The sequence below is a fragment of the Burkholderia sp. BCC1999 genome (genome assembly GCF_905339975.1).
Lineage (GTDB): Bacteria > Pseudomonadota > Gammaproteobacteria > Burkholderiales > Burkholderiaceae > Burkholderia.
Genome location: NZ_CAJPHP010000010.1, coordinates 300,992 through 307,470, shown reverse-complemented (window position 1 = coordinate 307,470; position 6,479 = coordinate 300,992). Strand labels below are relative to the sequence as shown.

Sequence of the window (6,479 nt, the reverse complement as noted above, 5' to 3'; positions counted from 1 at the left end):
ACGCATCGTGTTGAGCGGCCAGCTGGCCGATCACCGTGAAGATCGTCGTTCCGACGTCGGGCAATTTCGAACGGGGCGCGGTCGCGCTTCGCATGACTCCTCCATTTATTGTCTTTCGGACTGGCTCGCGCGACATGCGCGGCCTGCATCTGCCGCATGATTTAGCCCGAGCCAATTCTTGCGAACAATCGAATTTTCTTCATGGTCGGCATGTCTTTAAGTCATGGCGCATGTTTCGCCTTACTAATAAAAAACAACCATAGAGAACGGATAAATTCAAAATTCGGCACATAGCATGCATCGACGAAATAATTAATTTACGCGCACGCCAACTGCCACCGCGCTATATAAAAAGTAAACCCGCATCGAGTGCACGACACGTCACGCCTATGCAAATCGGAATCCCGTGGCCGTGCGAGCAGGTTGGCGACATCGCGCGGTTCGAATGCACCACGCGACGCCGGTACGATGGAACGGCTTATGAAGGGCTACCCGTTCGTTTGCTCGCCGCCGCGTTGACAGCCGCCCGGGCGTCGACGATGCCTCGTCCGGGAGGAATGACGCGGCATGAGCGCGTCGTCTGCGCGATTGCGGAGAAGCGGGCCGTGTTCTTCAGGATGTTCGCTATGTCGCGCGGCGACAGACGCGGGTTGACTGACAGCATGAGCGACACCACGCCGGACACTTGCGGGGCCGCGAAACTGGTGCCGCGTGCGACGCCGTAACTGGCAGTGCCCGGCGCGCGGGTACCGTCATTGGTCAGCGAAAGAATCCCCGCTCCCGGCGCGCTGAGTGTCACGCGCGCATGCGTATTGCTGTCGAATGCGCGCCGGCCGGTTTCGTCGCTCGCGCCGACCGAAATCACGCCACGGCAGTTGGCCGGCATGTCGATCGCATTGCTTCCGTGGTTACCGGCGGCCGCGACGACGGTCACGCCTTTCGCGGTCAGATCGTCGACCGCATCCTGGAACGCACGGCTGCACGTTCCGATCGACCCGAGGCTGAGATTCACGATCCGCGCGGGATGTGGATTCGCGGGCGCGCCGGCGACAGGTATGCCCGCGGACCAGCGCATGCCGTCGACCACGTCGCTGGTCGATCCGCCGCCCTTGCCGAGCACGCGAACCGGAAGGATCCCGCCGTACCAGTTGACTCCTGCCATGCCGATCCCGTTGTTTGCGACCGCGCCGATGATGCCCGCGACGCGGGTCCCGTGCCAACTGCTGTTTTGCACGGGCATTCCGTGGAACGGCCCGCCGGCCGTCGTTTCTTCCGCGGTCAACCAGTCGCCCGGGTCGCCGGCATCCGGCCCGCGCGGTACGCCGTTGGCTGAGAGCGCGCTACTGACGAAGCTGTATCCGGGCAGCAGGTTCGCCGCCAGGTCTGGGTGGGGCGTGACGCCCGAGTCGAGCACCGCGGTGACAATTTCCCTGCTGCCTTGCGTCACGTCCCACGCGCCGTGCATGCGGACGGCAACGTCGCTGTCGTGCAGGTACCAGGTGTCGCCGAATCGAGGGTCGAGCGGTTGCGCACTGGCGCGCACCTGGACATCCGGTTCAGCATAATCGACTTCCGGCTCGCGCATGAGTTCAGCTGCCAGGGGGGCCACGGATTGTTCCGTGCCAGTGGTGAACAGGACTGCACTGCCACCGGACATCAACCGCTTGATGCCGATCCGCACCGGGAGCCCGCGCGATGCGTTCGCGTCAGCGCGTGAATTGATTCGATCGACGACACGCGTCAGCACGTCGACGTCGATCGACGTGTCGCGCAGCCCGCGGTCATGCCCGAAAGCACCGACGGACGCATGCGAGCGCATCTTCACAACCAGCTGATTAGTGGACGCGTTCAGCTCCGGCCCTTCTGCCGCCACCATTGACGTGTCGTCGGAGTAGCAGTGTCGGTACCACGCGTCGTCGGCGGCATGCTCGCCGGAACCGCCTTCGGGCGGGGTGGGCTCCTGGACCACTGGAGTTTCGGTTGCTACGGTCGAGTTGCCGCCGTCCCCACCACCACCCCCGCATGCGACCAACAACGCCGGAAGTAGCCCGACGGTCATTCCTTTCAACGTTCGAGATCGCATCAGATTTACAAGTAAGGTATCCATATTATTTAATTCACGGTTGATATGTTGAATGGTCGGTCTCGTGGCGAACCTCGCCCGAGACGGCGGTGTTGTCGTGGAGGTGCACCGACGCATGCGGCAAAACCGGGGCGCGGCATTCGGTATTCCGGCGTCTGCACACCGTCGACGGGATCGAGCGCTTCTCGAGCCATGAGTGACGCCGCCGCATCGGTACGGTCACGATCGTGTGTGCCGGCAGGGCGCGGTGCCAAGCCGAAGCCGGACGGCAGCGTTCCGAGCGGGCTTGCCGTGACCAGCAATCAAAAGTGTGAGTGGTGACTCGACAGCCCGCCGAATGGAACCGCAAACGGCCTGGCCCAGTTCGACTTTCAGTTACGCGGCGAAAGATACAGTTGCGAGCAAGCCTGCCCAGGTGGCGCGGATGCCACCCGCGTTGCAACGATCTCGGTATATCGCGCGGCGTGGAAAACGACGGACATTTGCTCAGCCGCACGAGCAACTCCGCCGAGTACCGCTCCGGAGCGGTACTCGGCGCTTTCAGCGAGCGAGAGTAGTTTCGTGGTCGCTACACCACTTGGCGGGATATCTGTCGTCTTCGAAATACAGCAGACGGCAGTATGCGCGAGCCGGCCTGCCGACGGTATAGGACAAGTCTTAAATCTAAAAATGAAATCAAGACAACCCATGTGCGGCCGCGTGTAGCACCCGGCTTCTTCCGTCCGGTCTAACGCGTGAGCAGCAAGGAAACGGATCTCACATCCGCGTCTCTGAGCGCCTGACAGGCGCGACTATTTGTACGATGATACGGCGCCGCCGCCGCCGCGCGCGCAGTAGAGATGATGGGCGACGGGCGATGCGCCGGCCGCCCAATTCTGAGCGCCCCCCCGATCGGCGCAGGGCTCAGGTCCGATGATGTCCAGGCGTTTCGTCGATTGGCCGCAGAACGGGCAGTTGTCGTTCTTGACGAAACGCTGACCATCGCCAATCCACCGCTCTGAGTCCGAGCCGCCGTGACTCTCCATGTGCGCCTTGACCAACGCACCTGCGTTCTCGTGCATCGGTTTGAACGAGCGCTTGACGACGGCTTCGAAATCGTTGAACTCGACCTGGGGCAGGGTCAGCAGCTTCGGCGCAGCGCGCTGACCGAGCGTGGTCGCCGAATTCGCGTTTGCGATTCGCATCGCGGCGGAGGCGGAAAGACGGATCGACCGCCGGACCGCCGCCAGCACCGCTCATACTCGGCTGATCACCCGGCGCCATCGGCATGCACCGGGAAACCGACGCTCAGTCGTTGTGCTTGTTGCGCTTCTTCTTGTGCTTGTTGCCGTGATAGTGATCGTTGGAACGGGAGTTGTTGCGCGACACGTGGCCGCCCAGCGCCGCGCCCGCGCCGCCACCCACGGCTGCGCCGACGAGGCCGCCGGCCGTACCGCCCATCGCATTGCCCGCTGCGGCGCCCGCGCCGCCGCCCAGTGCGCCGCCGACAACGGCACCCGTGCGCTCGCGCTTGTTCGACGTGACCGCACCGCCTGCACCGCCGCCTACTGCACCGCCGATGACCGTGCCCGTGCTGCCGCCGATCGCATTGCCGACCGCCGCCCCCGCGACGCCGCCCAATGCACCGCCCAGTGCGTTATTCGTGTCGCCCGCCACGGCAGGCAACGACACCACGGCCGTTGCGCCGGCCATCACCACCATCACACCCAGTTTCTTCAGCATCTGTCTGCCCCTCCCATTTTCGAGATATCGACGGGGAATTTAGCACCATTCCGTTAAGCCTATCGTAATGAAGCGTTAAATCAGGTCGTTTTCCCGGGCGACCGTCACGCGCCCCGCTTCACCGTCGCGCCAGGCCGCTCTCGCACCACGGTTCGGCGCAGAACACGATCCTGCATTACCATCAGGCGTCCACCGCGCCTGCCCGCATCCGGCAAGCGAGCCCGCCACCTCTCTCGTTGCGCACCGATGCTCGCTCTCGTCATCCTCGCCGGTCTCTGGGCCGGACTGCAGAACACCCTCGCCGGCGGCGGCTCGTTCGTCACGTTGCCCGCGCTGATCGTGTCGGGCATGTCGCCGCTCGCGGCGAACATCACGTCGACGGTCGCGCTGTTTCCCGCGCAGGTCACGACCGGCTGGGCGAGCCGGAAAATGGTGCGCGGCGCGGGCAAGCTGTCGTTTCGCGCGCTGTTCGTCATCAGCGTGATCGGCGGTGCACTCGGCGGGTTGCTGTTGCTGAAAACACCTTCGTCGATCTTCTCGCGCCTCGTGCCGTGGCTCGTGCTGTTCGCGACGATCGTGTTCGCATGGGGCAGTTTCTTCCGCAAGCAGCGCGAAGGCGCGGTGCATCTCGGCACCGTCCCCGCCGCGATCTCGCAGTTCATGATCGCGATCTACGGCGGCTACTTCGGCGGCGGGCTCGGCTTCCTGATGATGGCCGTGCTGACGATGGCCGGCCTGTCGCCGCGTCACGCGATGTCGACGAAGAACGCACTCGCGGGCGTGATGAACGCATCGGCCGTCGTGCTGTTCCTGACATCGCCGCACCTGCACTGGCGCTCGGCGCTTGCGCTCGGCGGCGGCGCGATCGTCGGCGGGCTGCTCGGCACGTGGGCGCTGCATCGCGTGAACGAACGCATCCTTCGCATCGGGATCGTCTGCATCGGTGTCGTGCTGACCATCGGGTTGTTCGTCAAGCCGATCTGACGCGCGCTCATCAACGGCCGCCGTAGCGGCAATTGATGAGCAAACCGCAAGACGTCTTTCGCATATCTCGTTTGCCGTCGCGGCGGTGTCCGCCCACAATCGGGGACTGCCATCGTCATCGCCCTCTCGCGGGCACCGACCGGCACACCGTGGCCGTCATTCCGATTCACCGCCGGCGGCCCGGCACATCGCGTCACACACGCTCCCCCGACATCGGCGCCCCCGCGGCGGCACAACGTTGCCGCCGCACCGCGCGATGCGTTCCCGGCCAACAATAACTAGAGGTAGGAGATGCAGGACAACTCTTTGAGGCAAAGCCTCAAGCAACGGCACATCACGATGATCGCGCTTGGCGGCGTGATCGGCGCGGGCCTGTTCGTCGGCTCCGGCGCCATCATCGCGACCGCCGGCCCCGCGGCCATCCTGTCGTACCTGATCGGCGGCGTGATCGTCACGCTGGTCATGTTCATGCTCGGCGAAATGGCGTCGCGCAATCCCGACAGCGGATCGTTCTCCACGTATGCGAGCAGCTATCTCGGCGAATGGGCCGGCTTCGCGGTCGGCTGGCTGTACTGGTTCAAGTCGATGATGACGATCACCGTCGAGGCGATCCTGCTCGGCGCGATCCTCCACGATTTCCTGCCGTGGCTGCCGATCTGGGGCGGTGCGCTGTTCATGCTCGTCACGCTGATCGCGAGCAACGCGTACTCGGTGCGCTCGTTCGGTGAAGCCGAATACTGGCTGTCGTTCGCGAAGGTCGCGACGATCATCGTATTCATGGCACTCGGCGCGTCGATCCTGCTCGGCTTCCAGCCTCGCATTCCCGCACCGGGACTCGTGAACCTGACGGATCACGGCGGCTTCATGCCGAACGGCATCTCGCCCGTGCTCGCCGGCGTGATGGTCGTGATCTTCTCGCTCGGCGGCAGCGAGATCGCGGCCGTGGCCGCGGGCGAATCGGAGAACCCGAGCAAGAACGTGATCCGCGCGATCAAGAGCGTGATCGTGCGCGTGATGGTGTTCTACGTCGGCTCGGTGTCGATCCTGATCCTGTGCATGCCGTGGACCGACAAGGCCAACCTGAAATCGCCGTACGTGTCGCTGTTCAGCATGGCCGGCTTCACGGGCGCGGCCGTTGCGATGAAGATCGTGCTGTTCGTGTCGTTCATGTCGGTGATGAACTCGTTCCTGTTCTCGAACTCGCGCATGCTGTTCTCGCTCAGCCAGCGCGGTCACGCACCGGCGATGTTCGGCCGCACCAACGCGAAGGGCGTGCCGATGAACGCGCTCGTGCTGTGCCTCGCGATCTGCGTGTCGATCCTCGGCGTGCACTTCGTGAGCGGCGGCGACCTGTTCCTGATGCTCGCGAAGAGCAGCGGCGCGTTCGTGATGATCGTGTGGATCTTCATCATCGCCGCGCACTTCGCGATGCGCCGGCAGATGAAGCACGAGCAACGCGACCCGACGGCATTCCGCGCGTGGTTCTATCCGGTATCCAACTGGGTCGCGCTGCTGGCGCTCGTCGCCGTGCTCGGGTCGCAGGCGTTCAACCCTGACTCACGCTTCCAGTTCTGGTTCACGGTGTCGACGGCGCTCGCGATCGTCGCGGCGTACTTCCTGCGGCGCAGGCAACCGTCGTTCGGGCAGGCGTCCGGCGCGAAGGTGCGTTGAGCGGCGGCCAGCTACTCGG

General features: G+C 64.3%; 5 protein-coding genes. 2 read left to right on the top strand and 3 right to left on the bottom strand.

The genetic code is table 11. The annotated features are described in order from the left end of the window. Positions 1-478 precede the first annotated feature (478 nt). The 3 genes from U5809_RS17265 to U5809_RS17255 all read right to left on the bottom strand — a co-directional run bounded on the left by U5809_RS17265 (position 479) and on the right by U5809_RS17255 (position 3,805). Positions 479-2,059 (bottom strand): S8 family peptidase, encoded by a 1,581-nt coding sequence (locus U5809_RS17265; RefSeq protein ID WP_322087416.1) that lies wholly within the window; start codon positions 2,057-2,059, stop codon positions 479-481. 815 nt (positions 2,060-2,874) lie between these two features. Continuing rightward, positions 2,875-3,315: a hypothetical protein gene (locus U5809_RS17260; protein ID WP_322087415.1), complete on the bottom strand. Its 441-nt coding sequence runs from the start codon at positions 3,313-3,315 to the stop codon at positions 2,875-2,877. Between the two features lie 55 nt (positions 3,316-3,370). Further along, a complete protein-coding gene (locus U5809_RS17255) occupies positions 3,371-3,805 on the bottom strand; it encodes a hypothetical protein (RefSeq protein ID WP_282508791.1) in 435 nt (144 codons plus the stop codon). 246 nt (positions 3,806-4,051) lie between these two features. On the opposite strand from U5809_RS17255, the gene U5809_RS17250 reads away from it, so the two are divergent. Both U5809_RS17250 and U5809_RS17245 read left to right on the top strand, forming a co-directional pair. Then, positions 4,052-4,789 carry a sulfite exporter TauE/SafE family protein gene (locus U5809_RS17250; RefSeq protein ID WP_322087414.1) on the top strand — a complete coding sequence of 246 codons (738 nt, stop codon included), beginning with the start codon at positions 4,052-4,054 and terminating at the stop codon, positions 4,787-4,789. 291 nt (positions 4,790-5,080) lie between these two features. Continuing rightward, positions 5,081-6,460 carry an amino acid permease gene (locus tag U5809_RS17245; RefSeq protein ID WP_322087413.1) on the top strand — a complete coding sequence of 460 codons (1,380 nt, stop codon included), beginning with the start codon at positions 5,081-5,083 and terminating at the stop codon, positions 6,458-6,460. The last annotated feature ends 19 nt before the right edge of the window (positions 6,461-6,479 follow it).

Coding starts and splice junctions, on each gene's coding strand:
- U5809_RS17265 (WP_322087416.1), bottom strand. CDS start 2,059: ATGACCGTCGGGCTACTTCCGGCGTTGTTGGTCGCATGCGGGGGTGGT.
- U5809_RS17255 (WP_282508791.1), bottom strand. CDS start 3,805: ATGCTGAAGAAACTGGGTGTGATGGTGGTGATGGCCGGCGCAACGGCC.
- U5809_RS17250 (WP_322087414.1), top strand. CDS start 4,052: ATGCTCGCTCTCGTCATCCTCGCCGGTCTCTGGGCCGGACTGCAGAAC.
- U5809_RS17245 (WP_322087413.1), top strand. CDS start 5,081: ATGCAGGACAACTCTTTGAGGCAAAGCCTCAAGCAACGGCACATCACG.